This is a genomic window from Klebsiella sp. MBT K-1 (genome assembly GCF_002556465.1).
GTDB classification, from domain to species: Bacteria; Pseudomonadota; Gammaproteobacteria; order Enterobacterales; family Enterobacteriaceae; genus Klebsiella; species Klebsiella grimontii.
The window spans coordinates 211,141-236,131 of sequence record NZ_PDEL01000010.1 but is presented as its reverse complement, the minus strand read 5'-3'; the positions used below and the strand labels follow the sequence as shown (position 1 = coordinate 236,131).

General features: G+C 56.0%; 23 protein-coding genes. 17 read left to right on the top strand and 6 right to left on the bottom strand.

Translation table 11 applies throughout. From position 1 onward, the window contains the following. The first annotated feature begins 80 nt into the window (after window positions 1-80). The 5 genes from msrA (at window position 81) to araC (ending at window position 6,608) form a co-directional block, all read left to right on the top strand. Complete coding sequence (gene msrA, locus CMQ96_RS17030) at window positions 81-719, top strand: peptide-methionine (S)-S-oxide reductase MsrA (protein ID WP_004871050.1); 639 nt, start codon at window positions 81-83, stop codon at window positions 717-719. A 185-nt stretch (window positions 720-904) separates the two neighbouring features. Then, a complete protein-coding gene (locus CMQ96_RS17025; RefSeq protein ID WP_004098030.1) occupies window positions 905-2,248 on the top strand; it encodes a hemolysin family protein in 1,344 nt (447 codons plus the stop codon). A 196-nt stretch (window positions 2,249-2,444) separates the two neighbouring features. Then, the gene (locus CMQ96_RS17020; protein WP_024360274.1) at window positions 2,445-3,677 is read left to right on the top strand and encodes an oligosaccharide MFS transporter; all 1,233 of its coding nucleotides are present in this window, start codon (window positions 2,445-2,447) and stop codon (window positions 3,675-3,677) included. An 18-nt stretch (window positions 3,678-3,695) separates the two neighbouring features. After that, on the top strand, window positions 3,696-5,705 hold the full coding sequence (locus CMQ96_RS17015; RefSeq protein ID WP_024360273.1) for a beta-galactosidase: 2,010 nt from the start codon (window positions 3,696-3,698) through the stop codon (window positions 5,703-5,705). Between the two features lie 30 nt (window positions 5,706-5,735). Beyond that, window positions 5,736-6,608, top strand: a complete 873-nt coding sequence (gene araC / locus CMQ96_RS17010) for an arabinose operon transcriptional regulator AraC (RefSeq protein ID WP_024360272.1) — start codon at window positions 5,736-5,738, stop codon at window positions 6,606-6,608. 67 nt (window positions 6,609-6,675) lie between these two features. On the opposite strand, the gene CMQ96_RS17005 is transcribed toward araC, so the two are convergent. Beyond that, complete coding sequence (locus tag CMQ96_RS17005) at window positions 6,676-6,882, bottom strand: DUF1107 domain-containing protein (RefSeq protein ID WP_004128166.1); 207 nt, start codon at window positions 6,880-6,882, stop codon at window positions 6,676-6,678. Window positions 6,883-7,204: 322 nt separating this feature from the next. Here CMQ96_RS17005 and CMQ96_RS17000 point away from each other — a divergent pair, with 322 nt between their 5' ends. Continuing rightward, window positions 7,205-7,762: a YtfJ family protein gene (locus CMQ96_RS17000; protein WP_004871061.1), complete on the top strand. Its 558-nt coding sequence runs from the start codon at window positions 7,205-7,207 to the stop codon at window positions 7,760-7,762. Here the strand turns inward: CMQ96_RS17000 and cysQ are convergent. Next, window positions 7,752-8,495, bottom strand: coding sequence for a 3'(2'),5'-bisphosphate nucleotidase CysQ (cysQ, locus tag CMQ96_RS16995; RefSeq protein ID WP_004871063.1), 744 nt, complete (start codon window positions 8,493-8,495; stop codon window positions 7,752-7,754). The genes CMQ96_RS17000 and cysQ overlap by 11 nt on opposite strands. 191 nt (window positions 8,496-8,686) lie before the next feature. Here cysQ and CMQ96_RS16990 point away from each other — a divergent pair, with 191 nt between their 5' ends. After that, window positions 8,687-10,630, top strand: coding sequence for a bifunctional 2',3'-cyclic-nucleotide 2'-phosphodiesterase/3'-nucleotidase (locus tag CMQ96_RS16990; protein ID WP_098067044.1), 1,944 nt, complete (start codon window positions 8,687-8,689; stop codon window positions 10,628-10,630). A 52-nt stretch (window positions 10,631-10,682) separates the two neighbouring features. On the opposite strand, the gene CMQ96_RS16985 is transcribed toward CMQ96_RS16990, so the two are convergent. Continuing rightward, on the bottom strand, window positions 10,683-11,060 hold the full coding sequence (locus CMQ96_RS16985; RefSeq protein WP_004871067.1) for a helix-turn-helix domain-containing protein: 378 nt from the start codon (window positions 11,058-11,060) through the stop codon (window positions 10,683-10,685). A gap of 90 nt (window positions 11,061-11,150) precedes the next feature. On the opposite strand from CMQ96_RS16985, the gene CMQ96_RS16980 reads away from it, so the two are divergent. The 4 genes from CMQ96_RS16980 (at window position 11,151) to ytfE (ending at window position 14,696) form a co-directional block, all read left to right on the top strand. Continuing rightward, window positions 11,151-11,999: an SDR family oxidoreductase gene (locus CMQ96_RS16980; RefSeq protein WP_024360269.1), complete on the top strand. Its 849-nt coding sequence runs from the start codon at window positions 11,151-11,153 to the stop codon at window positions 11,997-11,999. 80 nt (window positions 12,000-12,079) lie between these two features. Then, the gene (locus CMQ96_RS16975) at window positions 12,080-12,904 is read left to right on the top strand and encodes an AraC family transcriptional regulator (RefSeq protein WP_024360268.1); all 825 of its coding nucleotides are present in this window, start codon (window positions 12,080-12,082) and stop codon (window positions 12,902-12,904) included. A gap of 75 nt (window positions 12,905-12,979) precedes the next feature. Beyond that, window positions 12,980-13,951 (top strand): DMT family transporter, encoded by a 972-nt coding sequence (locus CMQ96_RS16970; RefSeq protein WP_004098010.1) that lies wholly within the window; start codon window positions 12,980-12,982, stop codon window positions 13,949-13,951. A gap of 82 nt (window positions 13,952-14,033) precedes the next feature. Further along, window positions 14,034-14,696 carry an iron-sulfur cluster repair protein YtfE gene (ytfE, locus tag CMQ96_RS16965; protein ID WP_024360267.1) on the top strand — a complete coding sequence of 221 codons (663 nt, stop codon included), beginning with the start codon at window positions 14,034-14,036 and terminating at the stop codon, window positions 14,694-14,696. A 115-nt stretch (window positions 14,697-14,811) separates the two neighbouring features. Here ytfE and cycA read toward each other — a convergent pair whose 3' ends face one another. Both cycA and fklB read right to left on the bottom strand, forming a co-directional pair. Next, entirely contained in the window at window positions 14,812-16,215 is a 1,404-nt protein-coding gene (cycA, locus tag CMQ96_RS16960; protein ID WP_024360266.1) for a D-serine/D-alanine/glycine transporter, read from the bottom strand. Window positions 16,216-16,520: 305 nt separating this feature from the next. After that, window positions 16,521-17,141: an FKBP-type peptidyl-prolyl cis-trans isomerase gene (gene fklB, locus CMQ96_RS16955; RefSeq protein ID WP_004871077.1), complete on the bottom strand. Its 621-nt coding sequence runs from the start codon at window positions 17,139-17,141 to the stop codon at window positions 16,521-16,523. Between the two features lie 268 nt (window positions 17,142-17,409). On the opposite strand from fklB, the gene CMQ96_RS16945 reads away from it, so the two are divergent. Next, window positions 17,410-18,069 carry a LysM-like peptidoglycan-binding domain-containing protein gene (locus tag CMQ96_RS16945; protein WP_004871078.1) on the top strand — a complete coding sequence of 220 codons (660 nt, stop codon included), beginning with the start codon at window positions 17,410-17,412 and terminating at the stop codon, window positions 18,067-18,069. On the opposite strand, the gene CMQ96_RS16940 is transcribed toward CMQ96_RS16945, so the two are convergent. Beyond that, entirely contained in the window at window positions 18,053-18,703 is a 651-nt protein-coding gene (locus tag CMQ96_RS16940) for a TetR/AcrR family transcriptional regulator (RefSeq protein WP_049132175.1), read from the bottom strand. The genes CMQ96_RS16945 and CMQ96_RS16940 overlap by 17 nt on opposite strands. A 208-nt stretch (window positions 18,704-18,911) precedes the next feature. Here CMQ96_RS16940 and CMQ96_RS16935 point away from each other — a divergent pair, with 208 nt between their 5' ends. The 5 genes from CMQ96_RS16935 to CMQ96_RS16915 are packed head-to-tail and all read left to right on the top strand — an operon-like array spanning window position 18,912 to window position 24,962. After that, window positions 18,912-19,703, top strand: coding sequence for a 3-ketoacyl-ACP reductase (locus tag CMQ96_RS16935; protein ID WP_098067043.1), 792 nt, complete (start codon window positions 18,912-18,914; stop codon window positions 19,701-19,703). 9 nt (window positions 19,704-19,712) lie between these two features. Next, window positions 19,713-20,558 carry a sugar phosphate isomerase/epimerase gene (locus CMQ96_RS16930; RefSeq protein WP_064411401.1) on the top strand — a complete coding sequence of 282 codons (846 nt, stop codon included), beginning with the start codon at window positions 19,713-19,715 and terminating at the stop codon, window positions 20,556-20,558. A gap of 9 nt (window positions 20,559-20,567) precedes the next feature. Beyond that, entirely contained in the window at window positions 20,568-21,344 is a 777-nt protein-coding gene (locus tag CMQ96_RS16925) for an enoyl-CoA hydratase/isomerase family protein (RefSeq protein ID WP_098067042.1), read from the top strand. Between the two features lie 10 nt (window positions 21,345-21,354). Continuing rightward, on the top strand, window positions 21,355-22,896 hold the full coding sequence (locus CMQ96_RS16920; RefSeq protein ID WP_098067041.1) for an acyl CoA:acetate/3-ketoacid CoA transferase: 1,542 nt from the start codon (window positions 21,355-21,357) through the stop codon (window positions 22,894-22,896). Continuing rightward, window positions 22,893-24,962 (top strand): FAD-binding protein, encoded by a 2,070-nt coding sequence (locus CMQ96_RS16915; protein ID WP_098067040.1) that lies wholly within the window; start codon window positions 22,893-22,895, stop codon window positions 24,960-24,962. The genes CMQ96_RS16920 and CMQ96_RS16915 overlap by 4 nt, the downstream gene beginning before the upstream one ends. The last annotated feature ends 29 nt before the right edge of the window (window positions 24,963-24,991 follow it).

The window sequence follows — 24,991 nt, the reverse complement described above, 5'->3', positions numbered from 1 at the left end:
ACGTATTAAGCGCGTTTATTGTGTTAAAAGACGCGCTTGGTTACAACCTTAACCACATTTTCTGTTTTGAGAGGCCCACCGTGAGTCTATTTGATAAAACGCATCTTGTCGCCCAAGCGGACGCGCTGCCGGGACGCAACACGCCGATGCCGGTGGCTACGCTCCACGCCGTCAATGGTCACTCGATGACCAACGTTCCCGCAGGAATGGAAATCGCTCTGTTCGCCATGGGCTGCTTCTGGGGCGTTGAACGCCTGTTCTGGCAGCTGCCCGGCGTCTACAGTACCGCCGCCGGCTACACCGGCGGCTATACGCCAAACCCGACCTACCGCGAAGTGTGCAGCGGCGAGACCGGCCACGCCGAAGCGGTGCGCGTGGTCTACGATCCGCAGGTTATCAGCTATGAGCAGCTGCTCCAGGTCTTCTGGGAAAACCACGACCCGGCGCAGGGTATGCAGCAGGGTAACGATCGCGGTACCCAGTATCGTTCCGCGATTTATCCGCTGACGCCGGAGCAGAGCGAGGCGGCACAGGCCAGCCTGGCGCGTTTCCAGGCGGCAATGAATGAAGCGAACGACACCCGGACGATCACCACCGAGATAGCGACGGCGAAGCCGTTCTATTATGCCGAAGACGATCACCAGCAGTATCTGCATAAAAACCCGTACGGATACTGCGGTATCGGCGGAATCGGCGTTTGTTTGCCGCCGCAGGCCTGATGCCGCCGCGTGGTTCCCGCAGGCCGCCGGATTGAATAATTTACGCTCTGGCGGCTTTACAGTACCTTACGCTATACTACGCCGTGCTATCGCCGGTCCAGAGCCTTCGGACCGGCTTTTTGTGAATTCCACTTAGCGTTATCCACTTCCCTTCCGAGGATCTGATCTCAACGGTCAGATAAGATATGTTAAACAGTATTTTAGTCATACTCTGTCTGATAGCCGTCAGTGCGTTCTTTTCGATATCGGAAATCTCGCTGGCCGCATCACGTAAAATCAAACTCAAGCTGCTGGCCGATGATGGCAACATCAACGCTCAACGCGTGCTGAAGATGCAGGAAAACCCCGGTATGTTCTTTACCGTGGTGCAAATCGGTCTCAACGCGGTGGCGATTCTCGGCGGTATCGTCGGCGATGCTGCGTTTTCACCGGCTTTCTACGGCCTGCTGAGCCGCTATCTGTCGCCGGAGCTCTCCGAGCAGCTGAGCTTTATTATTTCTTTTACCCTGGTCACCAGCCTGTTCATTCTGTTTGCTGACCTGACTCCGAAACGCATCGGTATGATTGCGCCTGAAGCCGTCGCTTTACGCATCATCAACCCGATGCGCTTCTGCTTGTTTATCTTCCGCCCGCTGGTGTGGTTGTTTAACGGCATGGCCAACAACATCTTCCGCCTGTTCAAAATTCCGATGGTGCGTAAAGACGACATTACCTCCGATGATATTTACGCCGTCGTGGAAGCCGGCGCGCTGGCCGGGGTGCTGCGTAAGCAGGAGCATGAGCTGATTGAAAACGTGTTCGAGCTAGAATCGCGCACCGTACCTTCATCCATGACCTCGCGTGAAAACGTCATCTGGTTCGATCTTCATGAGGATGAGCAGAGCCTGAAAAATAAGGTCGCGGAGCATCCGCACTCCAAATTCCTGGTGTGTAACGAAGATATCGACCACATCATCGGCTACGTTGACTCTAAAGATCTGCTGAACCGCGTGCTGGCGAACCAGAGCCTGGTGCTGACCGGCGGCGTGCAGATTCGCAATACGCTGATTGTCCCGGATACCCTGACGCTCTCTGAAGCGCTGGAAAGCTTTAAAACCGCCGGTGAAGACTTCGCCGTGATCATGAACGAGTATGCGCTGGTGGTCGGGATTATCACCCTGAACGACGTGATGACCACCCTGATGGGCGACCTCGTCGGCCAGGGGCTGGAAGAGCAGATCGTCGCGCGCGATGAAAACTCCTGGCTCATCGACGGCGGGACGCCGATTGATGACGTGATGCGGGTGCTGGATATCGATGATTTCCCGCAGTCCGGCAATTACGAGACCATTGGCGGCTTTATGATGTTTATGCTGCGTAAAATTCCCAAGCGGACCGACGCGGTGAAATTTTCCGGCTATAAGTTCGAAGTGGTGGATATCGATAACTACCGCATCGATCAGCTGCTGGTGACCCGTATCGACAATAAGCCGACGGTGCTGGTGCCCAAGCTACCGGACGCGGCAAATAGTGATAAAGAGTCGGCGTAACGCGTTTGACGAACCGATAAGGCGGATGAAAATCCGCCTTTTTTATTGCCCGAATGTGAGGCGGCTCACGCCCCTCGGGCGATAGCAGATTTTTACTGCTCCATAGCGAAACGTTCATGACTCCCCGCTTCGCAAAAAGGTAACTTTGCTCGCGACTACACGATCATATTCCTGAATAAAGGAAGCGAGGGTTACCATGATAGAATCAAATAAAAACTACTATATAAGCTGTCTGTTCTTCCTGTTCTTCTTTATTGGCTGGGGATGCTGCTATCCTTATTTATCATTGTGGTTAACGGAAACCATCGGTATTAATTACACTGATGTCGGTCTGGTTTATTCCTTTACTGCGGTTATTGCCGTTTGCGTTCAACCATTATTCGGGTTCATCTCCGACAGGCTCGTCTATCGTAAAAACCTGATGTGGATGCTGGCCATCATTATTACCCTTTTCGCCCCTTACTGGATCTACGTCTTTGCGCCATTATTAAAAGTTAACGTTTTTCTCGGGGCGCTGGCCGGCGGTATTTATATTGGCATGGCCTACGGCGCAGGCTGCGGTATTTGCGAAGCTTACATTGATAAAGTCAGCCGCGCTTCCGGCTTTGAGTTTGGTCGCGCCAGAATGTTTGGCGGCATTGGCGCGGCTATTGGCACCTTCGCGGCAGGCAAGCTCTACGGCATCGACCAGAACATGATTTTCTGGCTGGCCAGCTGCGCCGGCGTATGCCTGCTGGTCATTGTCTGGAAAATGCAGATCAGCGCGCATAAACAAGGCGCGATGCAGAGTCGTAAAGCCTCTCCGGTCACCCTGAGCGACGCCGCCTCGCTGCTGAAAATGAAGAAATTCTGGTTCTTCGCGATCTACACGATTGGCGTCGGCGCAGTATATGAAACCTACGACCAGCAGTTCGCCATCTATTACAGCCACTTCTTTGAGAGCAAAGCGCGCGGCGCGGAAGTGTTCGGCTATTTAACCACCGGTCAGATTTTCCTTGATGCGGTGGTGATGTTCTTCGCCCCATGGTTCGTGAATAAAATCGGCCCGAAAAATGCGCTGCTGTACTGCGGAATGATTATGAGTCTGCGCATTATCGGCTCGGCCTGGGCTATGGGTCCTGTGTCCATTAGCCTGATTAAACTGCTGCACGGTTTTGAAAGTTCAGTATTACTCGTCGCCGCGCTGAAATATATCACCGCCAACTTCAACCCGCTGCTATCAGCCACGGTTTATTTAATCGGCTTCCAGTTTTCGAAAAGCTTTAGCTCTATTTTCCTTTCTACCGGCATCGGTCATATGTACCAGAGCATGGGCTTTACCAGCAGCTATATCGTGCTCGGCGGTATCGCCCTGTGCTTTACGCTGATTTCATTTATTACGCTGGATAAAGCGCGCGCTTTTGCCCCGCAGCCGGCGCCCGCGCATTAATTTAAGGAGGTAACCTGTATGTCTGATTTATTTTATGGCGTGGCCTATTACGATGAATATATGCCGGAAGATCGGCTGGCGAAAGATATCGCCTTAATGCAGGAAACGGGCATTAACGTGGTGCGCATTGCCGAATCGACCTGGAGTACGCTCGAGCCCCGGGAGGGCGAATATAACTTCTATCATATCGACCGGGTGCTGGATGCCATGCATGAGGCGGGGATCGCGGTGATTATCGGCACGCCGACCTACGCCGTCCCGACCTGGCTGGCGGCTAAACATCCGGACATACTGGTCACCACCGTCGATGGCCAGCAAAAATATGGCCCGCGCCAGATTATGGATATCGTCAACCCGACCTTTCGCCGCTATGCCGAAAAGATTATTCGTACGCTAATGGCGCACGTGCAGCGACATCCGGCAATTATTGGCTGGCAGTTGGATAATGAAACCAAGCATTACGATAATATCGGCCGCTATATGCAGGAGGGGTTTGTGCGCAGCCTGCGAGAAAAATACCCCGATCTCGACCGGTTGAATAACGATTTTGGTCTGGACTACTGGAGCAACCGTATTGATAGCTGGCAGGATTTTCCGCCGGTCGAGAATACCATTAACGCCAGCCTCGCCTGCGCGTTCTCTCGCTACCAGCGCCAGCAGGTGACGGAGTATCTCGCCTGGCAGGCGGAGATCGTGCGCGAATATGCCCAGCCGCATCAGTTCGTCACCCACAACTTCGATTTTGAATGGCGCGGCTACTCCTACGGCGTGCAGCCGCGAGTCGACCATTTTGCGGCGGCGCAGGCGCTGGATATTGCCGGTGTCGATATCTATCACCCGAGCCAGAAGCACCTGACCGGGCGGGAAATCGCGTTTGGCGGCGCCATTACGCGCTCGCTCAAGCAGGGCAACAACTACTTCGTGCTGGAAACCCAGGCGCAAGGCTTTGCCCAGTGGACCCCTTATCCTGGCCAGCTGCGCCTGCAGGCCTTTAGCCACGTGGCCTCGGGAGCGGCGATGGTCTCCTACTGGCACTGGCATTCGATTCATAATGCGTTCGAAACTTACTGGAAAGGGCTGTTAAGCCATGACTTTTCGCGCAACGCGACCTGGCAGGAGGCCACCACTATCGGGGCTGACTTCGCCCGCCTGTCGCCGCAGCTGGCGGAGCTGAAGGCGGAAAACGACGTCGCGCTGCTGATCAGCAATGAGGCGATGGACGCCCTCAACCAGTTCCGCCCCGGCGACGCGCAGGGCAATATTTATAACGATATTTTCCGCCGCTTCCACGATGCGCTGTACGACCACAATATCAGCCTCGATATTATCCACGACGTTAACGAGGAAACCGCGCGCTATCGCGTGCTGATCGTACCCGGACTCTACGCCGCGGATGATGGCCTGCTTACGCGCATTAACCGCTATATTGAACAGGGCGGCAGAGCGCTGATCGGCTTTAAATCGGGCTTTAGCGATGAAAACGTGAAGGTGCGCAGCGGCGCGCAGCCGGGAGTTTTGCGCGAAAGCTGCGGCGTGAGCTACAGCCAGTTCACCCTGCCGGAAGAGACGACGGTAAGCGCGTGCAGCGCGGACATTGATTGCAGTAAAGATAACCAGGCCGAGCTGTGGATGGAGCTGCTGACGCCGGACGCCGGTACCCGTACGCTACTGCGCTATCAGCATCCGGCATGGAGCGATTATGCCGCCGCCACCGAGGCGGATTACGGCCAGGGCCGGGCGATTTACGTTGGCTTCCTGCCGCAAAAAACGCTGATTAGCCAGCTGTTCGACCGGCTGACGGCGGGTCTGGATCTGCGTTCACGTACCTCGGCCTACCGCTATCCGCTGGTGGTCAAAAAGATGCGCAACCGCGACGGCAATAGCATCTACTTCCTGTTTAACTACTCCGGCGATCCGCTGGCGTTTATCAGCGAGACATCGGGTAACGCGCTGCTGAGCGGGGAAAAAGTTCACTGCGGCCAGCCGTTGCGTCTCAGGGCATGGGAATTTAGTATCATCGAAAGTTAAGCGAGCGGCGGCACTCGGGCGGGGGAAACGATGGAACTGGATATCAATGAGCTACTGAACTTCTCGCCATTGATGAAGACCTTTACCTTCAACGCCTGGGTCGTCGCCGGCTTTACTCCCATCACCCGTGGCTCAAAGCTGGACTACTACATTAACCGCCCGCAGGGAATGAAAGGTTACATCATCAATCTGACCCTGCGCGGCCAGGCGCGCGCGAAAGCGGGCGACGGCTCTCTTCTGTTTCGTGAAAACGACCTGCTGCTCTTTCCCCCCGGCGTTCCCCACCATTATGGACGGGACGAACACAGCGACTACTGGGATCACTTATGGATCTACTTTATCCCTCGCCCCTACTGGATAGACTGGCTAAAGTGGGATCAAACAGCGCACGGTATCGGCAAAACCACGGTCAACGATCCTGAGCAGCTGCAAAGCCTGCGCGATCTGTTCTATGAGGTCATCCGCCATCACTCCGCTTCCGCCCCGCTGTCGGAGGCGCTGGCGATGAACGCGCTGGAGCGCCTGATCCTGAGCTGCTTTCAGCGACAGCCGATCAGCAACCGCCACGCCCACGATCCGCGGATTAACGCCGTATGCGACTATCTTAACGAACATATTGCCCAGGAGATTAAGATTGAGAACCTGGCGGCGATGGTTTTTATCTCCCCCTCCCGGCTGGCGCATCTGTTCAAAAATGAACTGGGGCAAACGGTTTACGCCTGGCGCGAGGCGCAGCGCATTAACCGCGCAAAGTGGCTGATCCAAACCACGTCGCTGCCGCTTAACAAAATCGCCCTGTCGGTAGGTTATGGAGACCCGGTCTATTTCACGCGCATTTTCCGCAAGCATAACGGCATTCCGCCGGGCGAGTACCGCAAACGCTATGCGGAAATGAAGGGGTAGGTCCAGAAACATCAACGGCTCCCGTTGGGAGCCGCCTTTTTACCGTGTAGCCATACCACTTTTCAGATTATGCCATCTCTGTCTGCAGACGGATAACCTGACGATTGACTTCGGACATCACCGACAAATGCAGCTTGTCCTTCACCTTCGGGATAAGGATTTTGCCCTTATCAAACTCAAAAGCGCCAACGTCCTTGATATACAAACGTCCACGGAACAGGATCTTCACGTACTTCGCTACTTGTAGCGGATTGTAGCGTTGGAAAATTTTCATTGTTGTCTCCTGCCAGGGTTACGCTCCTGTGGTGCCACAGTTAGCCCACGTACCGGAAGCGCAAATTTTAGTGCCCTGAAACTATAGTCCAGAATCTGAGTGATACCCAGTATGTATAAGTTTATTTACCTTATGATGACAATAATTCAGAGTTTTCGTTTCAGGCATCCGATGAAGGTAGTATAAGTCGCCGATTTTGGACGAATTTGTGCGTTAACACGCAAACTGGCACCATCATTGCGGGTAATGCGCATAAATCGCACTTATGATTAAAGAAGACCAAGTGGTCGGATCACCTGCAAAGATAATAAAAGGAAACACCATGACCCTACGTAGATTACTGGCCGTTTCATGTCTCCTGTTCCCGCTGATCGCCTCGGCGCACAACTTTGTCGACGGTCAGCGCGTTGCGCCGGTCGGCGTCGCGGATCGAGGGGAGCTGGTGCTGAATAACGATAAGTTTAGCTATAAAAGCTGGAATAGCGCGCAGCTGGCGGGGAAAGTGCGCGTCGTGCAGCATATTGCCGGGCGCTCGTCGGCAAAAGAAAAAAACGCCACTCTGATTGAAGCCATTAAGAGCGCGAAGCTCCCGCACGATCGCTATCAAACCACCACCATCGTTAATACCGATGACGCTATCCCGGGTTCAGGCGTGTTTGTCCGCAGCAGTATTGAGAGCAACAAGCAGCTCTACCCCTGGTCGCAGTTTATCGTCGACAGCAACGGTGTGGTCCGCAAAGCATGGCAGCTCAATGAAGAGAGTTCGGCCATCGTGGTGCTGGATAAAGACGGCCGCGTACAGTGGGCTAAAGACGGCGCGCTCAGCCAGGAGGAAGTGCAGCAGGTAGTGGCCCTGCTGCACAAGCTGCTTAATAAATAGAGACCCGGAAGCCGGGGTTGAGGAACGATTCACGCGGCGTGTAATCCAGGGTACGCCCCTGCCAGTCGTGAACGTGCGCCCCGGCGGCGCTGGCGACCGCATGACCGGCCGCGGTGTCCCAGGTGGAGGTCGGCCCGAAGCGCGGATAAAGCTGGGCCTGCCCTTCGGCGACCAGACAAAACTTCAGCGACGAACCGATTGAGGTCGTCTGGTGTTCGCCAAGCTGCTCCAGATACTCCTGCAGCTCCGGGTCATTACCGTGGGAGCGGCTAATTACCACCAGCGGCGGACGCGCATCGCGGACCTGAATCTGCTTGCGAACGCCGCACTCCTCTTTCCATGCTTTGCCCTTTTCCGCGCTGTACATCACCTTCATCACCGGCGCGTAGACCACGCCAAGGATCGGTTTCCCGTTTTCAATCAAAGCGATATTGACGGTAAACTCGCCGTTGCGCTTGATAAACTCTTTGGTGCCGTCCAGCGGGTCCACCAGCCAGTAGCGCTGCCAGTGCTGGCGCACCTCCCAGGCCGGCGGGTCCTCTTCCGACAGAACCGGAATATCGGGCGTCAGCGCCAGCAGGCCGCTGATAATCACCTTGTGCGCCGCAATATCCGCGGCCGTGACCGGAGAATCGTCCTTCTTGCTGGCGATGTCCATCGGCTGTTTTCCATCGTAAACTTCCATAATGGCATCGCCCGCGTTCCGTGCAAGCTGACATACTTGTTCTAACATTCTCCACCTCGTCTGGTTACAGTGGCGTTAACTCGTTGTTTTATTTATATCGCATCATTGTGAGTTCCGCTATCTGTGATAACGATGGCGGTTTCATTCATCGCTTTTCTGGCATGATTCACATTTCTGTAAGCAACAGAATGTAAATACATTTTCTTCTGTGCCATTGCTCATAAAAAAGGACGCCACTGATGATTAAGTTTAGCGCAACGCTGCTGGCCACGCTGATCGCCGCCAGCGTAAATGCGGCGACGGTCGATTTGCGGATCATGGAAACCACCGATCTGCACAGTAATATGATGGACTTTGACTATTACAAAGACAGCGCCACGGAAAAATTTGGCCTGGTGCGCACCGCAACCCTGATTGAAAAAGCACGCCAGGAAGCCAAAAACAGCGTGCTGGTCGATAACGGCGACGTCATTCAGGGCAGCCCGCTGGGCGACTATATGGCGGCGAAGGGGCTGAAAGAGGGCGATGTTCACCCGGTCTATAAAGCGATGAATACCCTGGACTATGCGGTGGGGAACCTCGGTAACCACGAGTTTAACTACGGGCTCGACTTCCTGCACAAAGCGCTGGCCGGCGCGAAATTCCCCTACGTGAACGCCAATATCATCGATGCCAAAACCGGCAAACCGATGTTTACGCCTTATCTGATTCAGGATACCCAGGTTCAGGATAGCGACGGCAAAACGCAGACGCTGCGTATTGGCTATATCGGCTTCGTACCACCGCAGATTATGACATGGGATAAAGCCAATCTCAGCGGCAAAGTCACCGTCAACGACATTACCGCAACCGCGCGCAAATTTGTCCCGGAAATGCGTGAAAAAGGCGCGGACGTGGTCGTGGTCATTGCCCACTCCGGCCTCTCCGCCGACCCGTATCAGGCGATGGCGGAGAACTCCGTTTACTATTTAAGCCAGGTGCCCGGCGTCGATGCCATTATGTTCGGCCACGCGCATGCCGTCTTCCCGAGCAAAGATTTTGCCGGTATTAAAGGCGCGGATATCGCTAAAGGTACGCTGAACGGCGTACCGGCGGTGATGCCGGGCATGTGGGGCGATCATCTTGGGGTGGTCGATCTGGTTCTGAACAACGACAGCGGCAAATGGCAGGTCAGCGCAGCGAAAGCCGAAGCGCGCCCGATCTACGATCCGGCGGCGAAGAAATCGCTGGCGGCAGAAGACAGCAACATGGTGGCGGTATTAAAAGCCGACCATGACGCCACCCGCGAGTTTGTCGGCAAACCGATCGGTAAATCCTCGGATAATATGTACAGCTACCTGGCGCTGGTGCAGGACGACCCGACCGTACAGGTAGTCAACATGGCCCAGAAAGCCTATGTGGAGCACTATATTCAGGGCGACCCGGATCTGGCGAAGCTGCCGGTACTCTCCGCCGCCGCGCCGTTTAAAGTCGGCGGACGGAAAAACGATCCGGCCAGCTTTGTGGAAGTGGAAAAAGGTCAGCTCACCTTCCGCAATGCCGCCGATCTCTACCTGTATCCCAACACCCTGGTGGTGATGAAAGTGAGCGGTAAAGAGGTGAAAGAGTGGCTGGAGTGCTCCGCCGGGCAGTTCAATCAGATTGACCCCGCCAGCAGCAAGCCGCAGTCGCTGATTAACTGGGACGGCTTCCGCACTTACAACTTCGACGTCATTGATGGCGTGAACTACCAGATTGATATCACCCAGCCGGCGCGCTACGACGGCGAATGCAACAGCGTCAATCCGCAGGCCGAGCGAATTAAGCATCTGACCTTTAACGGCAAGCCGATCGATGCGAACGCCACTTTCCTCGTCGCGACCAACAACTACCGCGCCTACGGCGGTAAATTCCAGGGCACCGGCGAAGATCATATCGCGTTCGCCTCACCGGATGAAAACCGCTCGGTGCTGGCGGCGTGGATTGGCGCGGAGTCGAAGAAAAACGGCGAGATCCATCCTGCGGCGGATAACAACTGGCGCCTGGCGCCGATCCACAGCAGCGTACCGCTGGATATTCGCTTTGAAACCTCTCCGGGCGATAAGGCCGCGGCGTTTATCAAAGAGAAAGCGCAATACCCAATGCGTCAGGTCGCCACCGACGATATCGGTTTTGCCATTTATCAGCTGGATTTGAGTCAGTAATTGCCCCTTCCCCGGTTGCGCTACGCTTACCGGGGCTACCCAGGCATCACCCTCAGGCTACCTGCCCGTGGTTCGCCAGAACCACGGGCAGGTTCAGTTCAATCCAGTCCGCCAGCGCCGCCACCTTCTCGCTTACCTGCTCACCGAGCGGAGTCAGACTATATTCAACGTGCGGGGGCACCACCGGATAGGATACGCGATTAAGAAAGCCGTCCTGTTCCAGCGCCTGGAGCGACTGGGCCAGCATCTTTTCGCTGACGCCGCCGATCTTACGCCGCAGATCGCTAAACCGATGGGTGCCATCGCGCAGAGACACCAAAATCAACACGCCCCAGCGGCTGGTCACATGCTTGAGCACTTCCCGCGAGGGGCACTGTTCGGCAAACAGGTTGCCGTTGCGTAGCTGCTCGCTCAGCGTCAGATTCGCCATATTCACACTTACCTTTTTGTACGTACTTACTAAAAGTTAGTTAAGGTGTTAGCTTACCACAACTGCCAATGAACACGAAGGAGAAGACCTATGATCGCAATTACCGGCGCAACCGGCCAGCTTGGCCAGCACGTCCTGGAAAATCTGTTAACTACCGTACCCGCAGACCAGGTTGTGGCTATCGTGCGCAACCCGGCGAAGGCCGAATCGCTGAGCCAAAAGGGCGTAGTGGTTCGTCAGGCCGACTACGGCGACGAAGCCGCACTGACCGCCGCCCTGCAGGGCGTAGACAAACTGCTGCTGATCTCGTCCAGCGAAGTCGGCCAGCGCGCCGTCCAGCACCGCAACGTGATTAACGCCGCGAAAGCCGCCGGCGTAAAATTTATCGCCTACACCAGCCTGCTGCACGCCGATACCTCTCCGCTGGGGCTGGCGGATGAGCATATCGCCACCGAGAAAATGCTCGCCGACTCCGGCATTGCATATGCCCTGCTGCGTAACGGCTGGTACACCGAAAACTATCTCGCCAGCGCGCCGCCGTCGATTGAGCACGGCGTGTTTATCGGCGCGGCCGGTAACGGCAAAATCGCCTCCGCGACCCGCGCAGACTACGCCGCCGCCGCCGCTCGCGTTATCGCCGAAGAGGGCCACGCCGGAAAAGTGTACGAGCTGGCGGGCGATGAGGCGTGGACGCTGAGCGAACTCGCCGCAGAGCTGAGCAAACAAAGCGGTAAAAATGTGGTGTATCAAAACCTCAGCGAAGCCGACTTCGCCGCCGCGCTGAAGGGCGTCGGGCTGCCTGCCGGTCTGGCGGATATGCTGGCGGATTCCGATACCGGCGCTTCCAAAGGCGGTCTGTTCGACGACAGCCGCACTCTGAGTAAGCTCATCGGTCGCCCAACCACGACGCTGGCAGAGAGCGTCAAAGGCATTCTGTAACTGTTACATAGTGGTTAATTTTTGTAGCATCCCGGCGGGCCATCCTCAATAATAAAAGGATGTCCGTCGGGAGTTATCGCATGCAAGGCGTACCGGAACAGTTTAATGATGAAAGAGACAGCGCGCGCTTCCGCCATCTGGCGCAGCTGCCCGGCGTTGAGCTATATCATGCCCATATCTCCCGCTACGCCTTTGAACCGCACACCCATGAAGCCTTTGGTATCGGCGCGATCGAGCTCGGCGCCGAGCGTTTTCGCTATCGGGGCAGCCAGCACGTGGCTTCGGTCAACTCTATCGTCACCATGAACCCCGATGAGCTGCACACCGGCGAGGCGGAAACCGCCGACGGCTGGCGCTATCGGATGATTTATCTCGACCCGGATACGCTGGAAGAGGTGACCGGCGAACGCCACTGGTGGTTCAGTGAGGTGGTTCGCCAGGATCCGCTGCGCTCCCGGCAAATCGGCAATCTTATCTATGGCCTGTGGCATACCGACGATCCGCTGGCGCAGCAGGGCCTACTGCTGGATCTAATCGATACCTTCCGTCCGTTTGCCCATCACGCCGCTGCGCTGCCCGAGGCCCGTCACCGCTTCGAGCGGGTACGCGACTATCTGCACGATAACTATATGCGTACGGTCACCCTCGATGAGCTGGCGCAGGTGGCAGCGCTCAGCCCATACCATTTTCAACGCCAGTTCAAAGCGCACTTTCACGTCACGCCGCACCAGATGCTGATGGCGATTCGCCTGTGGCGCGCCAAAGCGTTTCTCACCCACGGCATGCCCGCCGCCGACGTCGCCCTCGCCGCCGGACTGACCGACCAGTCGCACCTGACCCGCGCGTTCACCCGCCGCTACGGCATTACGCCGGTGCGTTATCAAAAGCAGGTTCTCCCGCGCTAATGCGCAACCTCATACAATATTCCCGCTTTTGCCTCGCCTACACTGTCGGCAACGAAAAGAGTAATGGAAGGCGTGATGATTAGTGGTGTGCTGTACGCCCTGCTGGCAGGGCTGATGTGGGGATTGATATTCGTGGGTCCTTTACTGGTGCCGGAATACCCGGCGGTTTTACAGTCGATGGGACGCTATCTGGCGCTGGGGCTGATCGCCCTGCCGCTGGCCTGGCTGGGCCGCGCGCGGCTGCGCCAGCTCACCGGGAAAGATTGGTGGACGGCGCTGGGGCTGACCATGATGGGTAACTTAATCTATTACGTCTGCCTGGCCAGCGCGATTCAGCGTACCGGCGCGCCGGTCTCCACGATGATTATCGGCACCCTGCCGGTTGTGCTGCCGGTTTTCGCTAACCTGCTCTATAGCCAGCGCGACGGCAAGCTGCCGTGGCGACGCCTGTTTCCGGCGCTGGTCTGTATTGCCCTCGGCCTCGCGTGCGTCAATATTGCCGAACTGCATCAGGGTTTACCCGATTTCAGCCCCTGGCGCTACGGCTCCGGTATCGCGCTGGCGCTAATCTCGGTAGTGTGCTGGGCCTGGTACGCACTGCGCAATGCCCGCTGGCTGCGGGAAAATCCGGACAAACCGCCGATGATGTGGGCTACCGCCCAGGCGCTGGTCACCCTGCCGGTATCGCTGGCCGGGTATCTCATCGCCTGCGGGTGGCTGCACGGCCAGCACGCGGACTTTCCGCTGCCTTTCGGTCCGCGTCCGGCGGTATTTGTCACCCTGATGCTGGCGATCGCTATCTTCTGCTCATGGGTCGGCGCGTGGTGCTGGAACGTCGCCAGCCAGCGTCTGCCAACGGTGATCCTCGGGCCGCTGATTGTCTTCGAAACCCTTGCCGGACTGCTGTATACCTTTATTTTGCGCCAGAGCCTGCCGCCGCTTCTGACCTTCAGCGGTATCCTGCTGCTGGTGCTCGGCGTGGTGTCTGCGGTGCGTGCCCGCCCGGAAAAGCCCGCGCTGCAGGAGCTGGTCAGCGAGAAAAAATAGCCAGGTATCCCAAAGGGGTATTCCCAGGAGAATAAGATGCATTTAAAATACAACTTATATTCTTGATGACGAGGTAACTGCTATGGCTTTCCGTGACCAACCTTTAGGCGAGCTGGCGCTGACAATTCCGCGCGCCTCCGCGCTGTTCCGTCAATATGATATGGACTACTGCTGCGGCGGCAAACAGACGCTGGAGCGCGCGGCGTCGCGCAAAGAGCTGGACGTCGCGGTGATTGAAGCCGAGCTGGCTAAACTGGCGGAAGAGCCGGTGGAGCGCGACTGGCGGGCTGCGCCCTACGCGGACATCATCGATCACATTATCTTTCGCTATCACGACAGGCATCGTGAGCAGCTGCCGGAGCTAATTTTACAGGCCACCAAAGTCGAGCGCGTTCATGCCGACAAGCCCAACGTTCCGAAGGGCCTGACCAAGTATCTGACCATGCTGCACCAGGAGCTTTCCAGCCATATGATGAAAGAGGAGCAGATTCTGTTCCCGATGATCAAACAGGGCATGGGAACGCAGGCCGGCGGTCCTATCAGCGTCATGGAAAGCGAGCATGATGAAGCGGGCGAGCTGCTGGAGGTGATTAAGCACATCACGCAGAACGTGACGCCTCCGCCGGAAGCCTGCACCACCTGGAAAGCGATGTACAACGGCATCAACGAACTGATTGATGACCTGATGGAGCACATCAGCCTCGAAAATAACGTGCTGTTCCCGCGTGCCCTCGCCGGAAAGTAATAAAAAAGGCGCCCGCAGGCGCCCTCGACATTGTCAGTCTTATTGGCCACCCCGGGTGGCCTTTTTTATGACGGGCCGCTGCAAGCAACGTTAAAAATCTCTCCCGAACATTTTTTTATTTCGCCAGACGCTTCTTGCCGGCAAACAGCCAGCCCGCCCCCAGCAGCACAAACCACAGCGGAGTCACCATCAGCGCTTCGCGGGTATCGGCTTCCAGCGTCAGCAGTACCAGCACAAAGGCGAAGAAGGCCATGCACACCCAGCACATCAGTTTGCCCAGCGGCATCTTGTATTTGGACTGCTCATGCAGCTGCGGGCGCTTTTTGCGATAGACCAGATACGAGCACAGGATAATCGTCCAGACGAACATAAACAGGATCGCCGACACCGTGGTAATCATGGTGAATGCCGCGATCACGCTCGGATTGACCATCAGCATCACCACGCCGCCCAGCAGGCACATACAGGAGAAGGTCAGCCCTTTCGCCGGTACCGCGCGCTTCGACAGCTTAGCGAACATTTTTGGCGCCTGTCCGTCCTGCGCCAGACCGAACAGCATACGGCTGGTGGAGAACACGCCGCTGTTGGCGGAAGAGGCCGCCGAGGTCAGCACCACGAAGTTGATCAGGCTCGCCGCCGCCGGCAGCCCCACCAGCACAAACAGCTCGACGAACGGGCTCTTCGACGGCACCACTGAGCTCCACGGCGTCACTGACATAATCACAATTAGCGCGAAGACGTAGAACATAATGATGCGGATTGGAATCGAGTTAATCGCCCGCGGCAGAGATTTCTCAGGATCTTTGGTTTCCGCCGCCGTGGTTCCCACCAGCTCGATGCCCACGAAGGCGAAGACCGCGATCTGGAAGCCGGCAAAGAATCCGCTGATGCCTTTCGGGAACCAGCCGCCGTCATTCCACAGATGGGCGAAAGAGGCTTCCACGCCGGTCGGTGACTGGAAGTGCATCATCACCATCACCAGGCCGACGACGATCAGCGCCACGATAGCGACGATTTTGATCATCGCAAACCAGAACTCCATCTCGCCGAACATCTTCACGGTAGCGAGGTTAAGGCCCAGCAGCAACAGGATGACCGCCAGCGAGGCGACCCAGTCGGAGAGTCCCGGGAACCAGAACTGCGCGTAGGCGGTGATCGCCACCACGTCCGCCATCCCGGTGACCACCCAGCAGAACCAGTAGGTCCAGCCGGTAAAATAGCCTGCCCAGGGTCCCAGCAGGTCGGCGGCAAAATCGCTGAACGACTTATATTCAAGATTCGACAGCAGTAATTCACCCATGGCGCGCATGACGAAAAACAGCATAAAGCCGATGATCATATAAACAAAAATAATTGACGGCCCGGCAAGGCTGATGGTTTTACCCGAGCCCATAAACAGCCCGGTGCCGATCGCGCCACCGATAGCGATAAGCTGAATATGCCGGTTAGTGAGATTTCGCCGCAGCGATTGTTCAGTCGGAGCCTGTTCGTCGGCAACGACTTTTACCTGATCTACCATGTGATTTTTCCTGTTGTACCTGTCTGTGTTGTTCGGGCTCTACTGGCCCTTCATTCGTCTTAACCCTGGAACGAGGGTTTATCGATATTAGGTAAGAATCGGAGGGATGAATACTATGATTTAGATATAATGTTAATTTTATGTTTAAAGTGAGTGTTATATCACTCCGGTTACGCGAAACAGCTCACAAAAATACACCCATTAAGCCGATATGCAATATAAAGTTCCAGCAAATTCATAACTTAAGGGTTTTACACTATTTAAAGCGGCCTCCTCCCCCCTGCGGGAGAGGAAGCACCTGCTGTTTAGATAATATCCAGCAGTTCAACTTCAAAAATCAGGGTACTGAACGGAGGAATGGATGCGCCCGCGCCGCGCTCGCCGTAGGCCAGGCTGTGCGGAATGGTCAGTTCCCATTTGGAACCTACCGGCATCAGGGTCAGCGCTTCAATCCAGCCGCCGATTACGCCAGTCACCGGGAATTCAGCCGGCTCGCCGCGCGCGACGGAGCTATCGAAGACGGTACCGTCGATCAGTTTGCCGGTATAGTGGACGCGAACGCGGTCAGTACGCGCCGGGATCGGGCCTTCACCCTGGGTCAGTACGCGGAACTGCAGGCCAGATTCGGTGCTGTTCACGCCTTCGCGCTCGCGGTTCTCTTCCAGGTATTTCTCGCCATCCGCGGCCATTTCCTGGAAACGCTCGCGACGCACGGCGTCAGCGCGTTCGTGGATTTCACGCAGCGCGCGGTGAACGGCTTCCACCGGCACCTGCGGCTGTTGACCTTCCAGCGCGTCAGCAATACCCGCGACCAGCGCTTCCGGCAGCAGCCCCTGCAGGCCAGACTCGCTCAGCTGTTGTCCAACCTGCAAGCCGATACCGTAACTTGCCTGTGCTTCGATCGTGTCAAAAGTTGGGGTTGCCATCTTTGTTCCTTTTTTCGTGGGGGCTCTCATGCTCTCTGGCTTCCAAAATGCAAAAGACAATGAGCAGAGAAAAGAGGTGGGAAGCATATCAGCCATAGCACGACGGGTAAAACTTTGTCGCCTGGATGATGACAAATCTAAGGGAAACAGAAACAATAGAGGGATAAGGTTAACCTCACGAAACATAGCTTTGTCTCGTCCTTCAGGAAGTTAGCCATCTATACTCTAGAGAGAGCAGGATAAAAATATGCGGAGCAGGAGGAAAGCCATGCCCGGGCGCTTTGAACTGACATCTACCCTGGCGAAGATCTGGCACGCCCCGGATCATTTTCGCCTCATGGATCCGCTACCGCCGATGCACCGCCGGGGCATTATTGCCGGAGCGCTGCTGGTGATTATCGGCGTTCTGCTCCCTTCCGAGGATAACAGCAGCGAGGTTCAGGCCAGCCGCGAGGCGAATCTCAACCTGCAATCCCAGTCGCAGCCCTCTTCCGGTAATCAGGCTGTCCCGCTGCCGCCCATCACCAATACGCCGCCCGTGAACGATGCCGATCAGGTGGCGCCGGTCGCGCCGGAGCCGATTCAGGATGAGCAGCCGGATCAGCCGCAGCAGCAGGCCGCTTCCCAGCCGTATCAGGAGCCGCAGTCGACGCCGGGCATCGAGCAGCAGTGGCGGACCTACCGCATTGAATCGGGGAAAACTCTCGCGCAGCTGTTCCGCGACCACAACCTGCCGCCGACCGACGTTTACGCCATGGCCCAGGTGGAAGGCGCAGGAAAACCGCTAAGCTCACTGCAAACCGGGCAGACGGTACAGATCCGTCAGAACGCCAATGGCGTAGTCACCGGGCTGACCATCGATACCGGCGGCGGCCAGCAGGTGCTGTTTACCCGCCAGTCGAACGGCAGCTTTATTCGCGTCCGTTAAGAGAGTCAGGCGTCACAAGAAGCCAGCTTAGAATCGTTTCTTTTATGACCCGACGCCTGACTTCCAGAGCCTGCGGCGAAACCATGCTGATGTGATAAACCAACCCTAACGTATGTTGGTTAATTAAGTAATACCCCCCGAGGGCGGCAATACTAATATTAACCTGGAGCGGATCGATATCGGCTTTGAAGATATTTTGTTGCTTCCCTTCATCGAGCAGCGAAGCCATCAATTGCAGATGCGAATGGTTAATTTCCGGCAGGCGCGTTGATTTTGCATAATGAACGCCTTTGCTTTGGTTTTCACTATGAACAATCTTGAGAAACCACGGGTTTTCAATGTAGTAGTCCCACGTAAAATCAATGATTTTTTCAATGGCTTTGTCAGGGGAAAGCCCTGATACATCCAGACTTTTTTCTTTCTGACGAATATCGTTCCAGGTATATTCGAGGACTTCGATAAACAAATTTTCTTTATTGCCGAAGTGGTGATACACGGTCTGTTTACTGCAATCTGCCGCTTTGACGATATTATCGACTCTGGCACCTTCGTAGCCATATTCGGCAAATTCATTGACAGCGCTTAAAAGAAGCTTTTCTTTCAGGCTTTGCGCATTGCTGGTATCAAGATACATTCCGCTTCCCCATTCACCCTTCGCGATGCCTATCATAGCGATAATTTTAACCCTATTCAGTAAAAAAGAATTAAAACAATATAATTCAATAAGTTATTAACAGCCTGGTGATCGCCCTCACAAACCAACCAACTAGATGGTTGATCTTTTAGTGTTCCAGATGCATTTTGATGCCACCAGGTCATCCCTATTCACTGTGAGGTTACAAATGAGATCAAATAAATCCGTTGCCGTTATTACCGGAGCCGCTCGCGGCATTGGCAAGGGCTGTGCGCTTGAACTGGCCCGCGCAGGATTCAATCTTTTAATTAACGATCGCCCGGATGCTGAAAGCGTTGAAAAGCTGGAAACCACCCGGCAGGAGTGCATTGCTGAAGGCGCAGAAGTCATCTGTTTCCCGGCGGATATTGCCGACCTGTCGCTGCACGAAGAGATGCTCGACGCGGCGCAAAATCGATGGGGCCGCCTCGATTGCCTGCTGAACAATGCCGGGATTTCCGTCAAAAAACGGGGCGATATCCTCGACATGCAGCCGGACAGCTTTGACGAAAACATTGCCGTCAACACCCGTGCCCCCTTCTTTCTCGCCCAGTCGTTCAGCAAGCGCCTGCTGGCGCAGCCGAAACCGGAAAATGAACTCCCGCATCGTTCGATTATTTTCGTCAGCTCAATTAACGCCATCATGCTGGCAATGAATCGCGGCGAATACACGATGGCCAAGACCGCCGTTTCCGCTGCCGCCCGTCTGTTTGCCGCCCGCCTGTGCGATGAGCAAATCGGCGTTTATGAAGTGCGTCCAGGCCTGATTAAAACCGAGATGACCGTTCCAGCTACCGCCTACTACGACGAACTGATTGCCAAAGGACTGGTACCGTGGGGTCGCTGGGGTTTCCCGGCAGATATCGCCTCAACCGTACGCGCCATGGCGGAAGGCAAGCTGATTTATACCTGTGGGCAGGCCGTGGCCATTGACGGCGGCCTGAGCATGCCGCGCTTCTGAGGTTGAATAATGAGAGATCTGTTGCAACGTCCCGATCTGTTCAGCATCAACACCGCGACGCTCGGCTATAAAACGCCCTTACCCGCCATTATTGATGCCTGCGCGGAACGTGGTATCGGCGCTATTGCGCCGTGGAGAAGAGAGCTTGCCGGTGAAAATTTAGCGGACATCGCCCGTCAGTTGACGGCGAATAGCATGGCGGTGTCCGGATTCTGCCGCAGTACTTATTACACCGCGCCAACCCTGTCGGAACGCAAACTCGCCATCGACGATAACCGTCGGGCGCTTGACGATGCCGCCACCCTGAACGCTGCCTGCTATATGCAGGTGGTCGGCGGGCTAGCGCGGGGAAGTAAAGATTTATACGAAGCGCGGGAGCAGGTGAAATACGGTATCCGTCAGCTGCTGCCTCACTCCAGAGACGTGGGCGTGCCCATCGCACTGGAGCCGCTGCACCCGATGACCGCTGCCGATCGTTCCTGCCTGTGCACATTACGTCAGGCGCTGGACTGGTGCGACGAACTCGATCCCGATGGCGAATACGGCCTGGGCGTAGCGGTGGACGTTTACCATATCTGGTGGGACCCGGACCTCGCGAATCAGATCCTGCGGGCGGGAAAGCGCATTCTGGCCTTTCACATCTCAGACTGGCTGGTGCCGACCACCGATCTAGTCAACGACCGGGGTATGCCGGGAGACGGCATCATTAATATTCCCTCGATTCGTCGGCTAGTGGAAAACGCCGGTTTTAACGGCGCGGTGGAATTAGAAATTTTCTCGCCGCACAACTGGTGGCAAAAGGACATCAACAGCACCCTGGATATTAGCGTCGATCGTATCGCGCATTATTGCTAAGGATGAAACATGAATGAACAACCCGTTCTGTTCAGCAGAGCGGCGGCCTCCTGTCGCCTGACGCTGAATCGCGAAGATAAATGCCACGCGATTAACGAAGAGATGATCGAATTACTCGATCGCTATTTAAATGAAATTGAAAATGACGCCACGCTGCGCCTGGTGGAATTGACCGCCACGGGAGATAAGTTTTTCTGCGCGGGTGGCGATATTAAATCCTGGTCTGCTTATTCACCGTTGGATATGGGGCGGAAATGGATTAAGCGCGGCAATGAGGTCTTCTCGCGCCTGCGCAATTTACCCCAGCTTACCGTGGCGAATATTAACGGTCACACCATCGGCGGCGGCATTGAACTGGCGCTGAGCTGCGATATCCGCATCGCCCGGCCGACAGCAAAATTCTCCACCCCGGAAGTCACGCTTGGCATGGTGCCCGGCTGGCTGGGCATCGAGCGGGTTCTCAATCAGGTTGGCCCGGTTGTTGGCCGCCAGATGCTGATGCTGGGCCAGCGCCTCAGCGCCCAAGAAGCGCAAGCCGCAGGATTGATTAACGAGGTCGTGGAAAAAGATGACGCGGAAGGCTGGCTGATAAATCAGCTTTGCGCTCTGCAAAAGTGCGGCCCGGTCGCCCTGGCGCATATTAAACAGCTCATTCTGGCGCTGGAAAATAAGCATGCCGACTACTCGCATCAGTTGCTGGCCGGCTTGATGTCAGCCACCCAGGACTGCCAGCAGGCGACGCGGGCTTTTGCTAACAAAAGCCCGGTAATTTTCCAGAATCAGTAAGGAAAAGAGAATGAATAAAGTGACCTCAGCCGACGCCGTCGCCGCGCTCATTGAAGATGGCGCCACGATTGCTATCAGCGGCAACGGCGGCGGTATGGTTGAAGCCGATTATTTACTGGCAGCCATTGAAAAACGCTTTCTGGAGACCGGACATCCACGCGATCTGACGCTTATTCACTCGCTGGGAATTGGCGATCGCGATAGCAAAGGCAGCAACCGTTTCGCCCATGCAGGAATGCTCAAGCGAATTATCGCGGGGCATTTTACCTGGTCGCCAAAAATGCAGGCTCTGGTAAAAAACGAAGAGATCGAAGCTTACTGCTTTCCCGGCGGCGTGATTCAGGCGCTGTTGCGTGAAATTGGCGCCGGTCGTCCCGGCCTGATTACCCACGTGGGGCTGGGATCGTTTGTCGATCCGCGTCACGGCGGCGGTAAATCGAATGCCCGAACCACCGAAGATATGGTGGAACTAATTGAGATCGATGGTGAAACCAAACTACGTTACCGACCATTCAGGGTGAATTACGCCATTGTGCGCGGCACCTACGCCGACCCGCGCGGCAACGTCAGCCTCGAAGAGGAAGCGATCAATATGGACAGCTACTCAATGGCGCTGGCGGCACACAATAGCGGCGGCAAGGTCTTCGTTCAGGTGCGCGATGTACTGGAAGCAGGGGCAATCGCGCCACGCAACGTCACCCTCCCCGGAATTCTGGTCGATGGCATCGTGGAGCATCGCGAGCAGCCGCAGACCTACCTCGGCGGCTACGATCTGACGATCAGTGGCCAACACCGACGCCTCTGTTCCAGCGATGCAATAGAGCTGGTCAGCCACCCGGTGCGCCGCCTGATTGCCCGTCGCGCGGCGCGTGAACTGGTCGCAGGCGCGTCGACTAACTTCGGATTTGGTATCCCAGGCGGCATTCCCGGTATCGCCCTGCGTGAAGGCGTACCCTATCAAAGTTTATGGCTCAGCGTGGAGCAAGGCGTGCATAACGGCATGATGCTGGACGATGCGCTGTTTGGCTGCGCGCGCAACGCTGATGCAATTATTCCTTCGTTGGATCAATTCGAATTCTATAGCGGCGGCGGTATCGACATCACCTTCCTCGGCATGGGGGAGATGGACCGGCACGGTAACGTTAACGTGTCGCATCTTAACGGCAACCTGATCGGTCCTGGTGGTTTTCTGGAAATCGCGCAGAATGCTCGCAAAGTGGTGTTCTGCGGCACTTTCGACGCCAAAGGCAGCAAGATCAACGTAACACCGGATGGCCTGCAAATAGAGCAATCTGGCCAGATTCCGAAGCTAGTGACGGAAGTGGAAAAAATTACCTTTAGCGCCAGCTACGCCCGGCAGAGCGGACAAGAAGTGCTTTATGTCACTGAACGCGCGGTATTTCAGCTCACGGAAGCGGGCGTTGAGTTAATCGAGATAGCACCATGCGTTAATGTTGAGCGCGATATTCTGCCTTACATGGCCTTCCGCCCGATAATTAACCAGCCGCGCCTGATGGATAGCGCGCTGTTTAGCGCGATGGAGGACGCATGAGCCAGATCGATGACGCCATTCTTGATGCCCTGACTCACGTCTCCTTTCCTAAAGGGTTCGCTAAAGCGGAACCGGCTTCCATTCTGACGATCGATAACGTTAACTATCCGCTTTGGAAAGCCGATGCGCTAGTCGTCGGCAGCGGGGCCGCGGGGTTACGCGCCGCCGTTGAACTCAAGCACCGTCAGCAAAACGTATTATTAGCGACCGCCGGATTATATATGGGAACCTCCGCCTGCTCCGGCTCGGATAAACAGACGCTGTTTACTGCCGCCACAGCAGGCAATGGCGATAGCTTTCTTAAACTGGCTGACGCGCTGGCCAGCGGCGGTGCCATGGACTACGACACCGCCTATGTGGAAGCAGTAGGTTCGCTGCATACTTTGGGTGGGTTGCAATTTCTTGGGCTTGAACTGCCGGAGGACCGCTATGGGGCGATCCTCCGCTATCAAACCGACCATGATGAAGCCGGACGCGCGACCTCCTGCGGCCCGCGCACCTCGCGTCTGATGGTAAAGGTTTTGCTGGAAGAGGTTCAGCGGCTCAATATCCCACTGTTGAGCGGTGCGACAGTTATCAAACTATTACGCCAGCGCGATGAATCAGGAACGGAACATGTTGCGGGGGCAATTCTGGCGACGGGTTCTCGCGCCCATAACCCGTGGGGGCTGGCGCTGGTAGTCGCTCCCAATGTCGTCCTGGCGACCGGCGGCCCCGGAGAGCTCTACCGCGACAGCGTCTATCCTAATAAATGCTTTGGCTCACTCGGGCTGGCGCTGGAAGAGGGAATCACACTCACCAATCTGACCGAAAGCCAGTTCGGTATCGGCACGCCGCGCAGCGCCTTTCCGTGGAATTTATCCGGCACCTACGTGCAGGTGATTCCCTATATCTATTCTGTCGATAGCGGCGGCAAAGAGCATAATTTTCTCGCTGACTACTACCGCACCACTCAGGAACTAGCCTCAAACATCTTTCGTAAGGGGTATCAGTGGCCGTTCCATGCTACAAGGGTGATGGATTTCGGCTCCAGCCTGCTGGATATGGCTGTGGCGCATGAGCAGCAGCTGGGGCGCAAAGTCTATATGGACTTCAATCGCAATCCAGAAGCGGTACCAGGCGATCTTCCCTTCTCGCTGCAACGGCTAGACGACGATGTGCGGGCTTATCTGGAAAACAACGATGCGCTGGCAGCGCTACCCATTGAACGCCTGCAGCGAATGAATCCGCTATCGATCGCCCTGTATAAAATGCACGGCCACAATTTGACGCAAACACCGCTGCAGTTCGCCATGAACAATCAGCATATGAATGGTGGTATTGAGGTCGATATCTGGGGTCAAACCTCTCTGCCCGGCTGTTTTGCGGTAGGTGAAATCGCCGGAACCCACGGGGTTACCCGCCCAGGCGGCGCGGCGCTGAATGCCGGACAGGTCTTTGCCATGCGTCTGGCGCGCTATATCGCACATGCAGGCAGGCGCAACGCGGTCGATGACGTGCCTGAACTGGCTGCTCAGCCGCTGGCGGAGGTAAACGACGTCATCCTGCGAGCGCAGCGTAACGAGTCAGGCCGCTCCCTTCAAAGCGTCAAGGAAGAGATCCAGGCACGCATGTCCGACCACGGCGGCTTTATCTGCCATGTCGATGCCGTCAGGCAGGCCGCACAGGAGGCCCGCCTGTTGGCTGCCGCGGTGGCGAAAAATGCCCTATCGATCCGCCATCTGACAGAAATCCCCGAACTGTTTATGTGGCGTCAAATGGCACCGATATCGGCGGCGGTGCTGACAATGCTGGACGACTATATCTCCGCAGGCGGCGGCAGCCGGGGTGCCAGGATCATCCTTGACCCCGAAGGCGATTGTCTGCCGTTAACCCGTAACGGGCCCGCGCAGCTATGGCGTTTTCGACCGGAGCAGGCGTCAGACAAAGAGAAAAAGCTGACGATTAATTATCAGGAGGCCAAATTTATTGTTCGGCAAAAAGCCCTGAGAAGCTTAGCCGATAGTAAAGATCATTATTTTGAAAAGAACTGGCCTGATTTTCTCAACGGCAATATTTATCGCTAGCGGTGTAACTCATTAAACCTTCCCTTTGT

Bases quoted from the DNA above. Each gene is read 5' to 3' on its own strand.
- CMQ96_RS17025 (WP_004098030.1), top strand. From the start codon at position 905: ATGTTAAACAGTATTTTAGTCATACTCTGTCTGATAGCCGTCAGTGCG.
- CMQ96_RS17020 (WP_024360274.1), top strand. From the start codon at position 2,445: ATGATAGAATCAAATAAAAACTACTATATAAGCTGTCTGTTCTTCCTG.
- CMQ96_RS17015 (WP_024360273.1), top strand. From the start codon at position 3,696: ATGTCTGATTTATTTTATGGCGTGGCCTATTACGATGAATATATGCCG.
- araC (WP_024360272.1), top strand. From the start codon at position 5,736: ATGGAACTGGATATCAATGAGCTACTGAACTTCTCGCCATTGATGAAG.
- CMQ96_RS17005 (WP_004128166.1), bottom strand. From the start codon at position 6,882: ATGAAAATTTTCCAACGCTACAATCCGCTACAAGTAGCGAAGTACGTG.
- CMQ96_RS17000 (WP_004871061.1), top strand. From the start codon at position 7,205: ATGACCCTACGTAGATTACTGGCCGTTTCATGTCTCCTGTTCCCGCTG.
- cysQ (WP_004871063.1), bottom strand. From the start codon at position 8,495: ATGTTAGAACAAGTATGTCAGCTTGCACGGAACGCGGGCGATGCCATT.
- CMQ96_RS16990 (WP_098067044.1), top strand. From the start codon at position 8,687: ATGATTAAGTTTAGCGCAACGCTGCTGGCCACGCTGATCGCCGCCAGC.
- CMQ96_RS16985 (WP_004871067.1), bottom strand. From the start codon at position 11,060: ATGGCGAATCTGACGCTGAGCGAGCAGCTACGCAACGGCAACCTGTTT.
- CMQ96_RS16980 (WP_024360269.1), top strand. From the start codon at position 11,151: ATGATCGCAATTACCGGCGCAACCGGCCAGCTTGGCCAGCACGTCCTG.
- CMQ96_RS16975 (WP_024360268.1), top strand. From the start codon at position 12,080: ATGCAAGGCGTACCGGAACAGTTTAATGATGAAAGAGACAGCGCGCGC.
- CMQ96_RS16970 (WP_004098010.1), top strand. From the start codon at position 12,980: ATGATTAGTGGTGTGCTGTACGCCCTGCTGGCAGGGCTGATGTGGGGA.
- ytfE (WP_024360267.1), top strand. From the start codon at position 14,034: ATGGCTTTCCGTGACCAACCTTTAGGCGAGCTGGCGCTGACAATTCCG.
- cycA (WP_024360266.1), bottom strand. From the start codon at position 16,215: ATGGTAGATCAGGTAAAAGTCGTTGCCGACGAACAGGCTCCGACTGAA.
- fklB (WP_004871077.1), bottom strand. From the start codon at position 17,141: ATGGCAACCCCAACTTTTGACACGATCGAAGCACAGGCAAGTTACGGT.
- CMQ96_RS16945 (WP_004871078.1), top strand. From the start codon at position 17,410: ATGCCCGGGCGCTTTGAACTGACATCTACCCTGGCGAAGATCTGGCAC.
- CMQ96_RS16940 (WP_049132175.1), bottom strand. From the start codon at position 18,703: ATGTATCTTGATACCAGCAATGCGCAAAGCCTGAAAGAAAAGCTTCTT.
- CMQ96_RS16935 (WP_098067043.1), top strand. From the start codon at position 18,912: ATGAGATCAAATAAATCCGTTGCCGTTATTACCGGAGCCGCTCGCGGC.
- CMQ96_RS16930 (WP_064411401.1), top strand. From the start codon at position 19,713: ATGAGAGATCTGTTGCAACGTCCCGATCTGTTCAGCATCAACACCGCG.
- CMQ96_RS16925 (WP_098067042.1), top strand. From the start codon at position 20,568: ATGAATGAACAACCCGTTCTGTTCAGCAGAGCGGCGGCCTCCTGTCGC.
- CMQ96_RS16920 (WP_098067041.1), top strand. From the start codon at position 21,355: ATGAATAAAGTGACCTCAGCCGACGCCGTCGCCGCGCTCATTGAAGAT.
- CMQ96_RS16915 (WP_098067040.1), top strand. From the start codon at position 22,893: ATGAGCCAGATCGATGACGCCATTCTTGATGCCCTGACTCACGTCTCC.